This window comes from Dictyobacter arantiisoli, from assembly GCF_008326305.1.
Classification (GTDB): domain Bacteria; phylum Chloroflexota; class Ktedonobacteria; order Ktedonobacterales; family Ktedonobacteraceae; genus Dictyobacter; species Dictyobacter arantiisoli.
In genome coordinates this window covers 1-1113 of the sequence record NZ_BIXY01000250.1, presented here as the reverse complement: position 1 = coordinate 1113, position 1113 = coordinate 1, and the positions used below count along the sequence as shown (strand labels likewise).

The 1113-nt window shown below is 48.8% G+C and carries 1 pseudogene; it reads left to right on the top strand.

The window, feature by feature from the left end:
- Positions 1-66 precede the first annotated feature (66 nt).
- Positions 67-1113: pseudogene (locus tag F1593_RS28070) on the top strand (IS3 family transposase); the annotation flags it as partial.

The window sequence follows — 1113 nt, the reverse complement described above, 5'->3', positions numbered from 1 at the left end:
TGGAATTCCCCCGAATTTGGAGGGTCGGAGAAGAGAAATCTGCTATACTCATATCAGGAGGGTTCAATGGGCAAATCTCAACCGATCTATACCAAGGAATTCAAGCAGCAAGCTGTCACACTCTTTGAAACCAGTGGAAAGAGTAAAACACAAATAGCCAGAGATTTAGGTATTTCTGATAGTGCATTAAGCAAATGGTGCAAAGAATTTGGAGAGCGAGGGGCAGAGGCTTTTCCAGGGAAGGGCCATCAAACCTCAATCGAAGAGGAAATGAGAAGATTAAAGCGTGAAAATGAAATTCTCCGGCAAGAAAGGGATATATTAAAAAAAGCGATGAGCATCTTCGCGCAGCCCCATCCGTAAAATTCGAGTTTATTCATGAACATCGCCAGGTGTTTCCCATTCTTCGCATGTGTCATGTGCTTGAAGTCTCGGAAAATGGCTACTACAACTGGCGTAAACGAGGCAAAAGTCAAAGAAAACGGGATGACGAACACCTTGCGGAGCGTATAGAAGATGCGTATCATCAAAATCGGGGCCATTATGGGAGTCCGCGTATTCATGCAGAATTGAAGGAACAGGGGATCTTCTGTGGGAGAAAACGGGTGGCACGGCTGATGCAGGAACAGCAGTTGAGTGCGAGAAAGCCGAAGCGAAAGCCGCGGACCACGAACAGTCAGCATGGCTTTCCGCTCGCGCCGAATCTGCTGGAGCGAGATGTTACCGCTGATGCACCCAACACAAAGTGGGTCTCAGATTTTACCTTCCTTGAGACGCGAGAAGGGTGGCTCTACCTTGCAGGAGTGCTCGACACCTATTCCCGCAGAATCGTTGGATGGTCCATGAGCGAACATCATGATTCGGAATTGGTAAAAGCAGCGCTGCAGATGGCACTGCGGCAACGACAACCAGGAGCTGGGCTGATCCATCACTCAGATCGCGGCAGCGAATATGCCAGCAGCAGCTATCAAACAGTGCTGCGTGAGCACCACATTCAGGTGAGTATGAGCAGAAAAGGTGATTGTTACGACAACTCGATGATCGAGAGCTTTTGGGCAACACTCAAGAAAGAGTGTGCTGAGAAGGCTATTTTTCCCAGCCGCCATGAAGCCA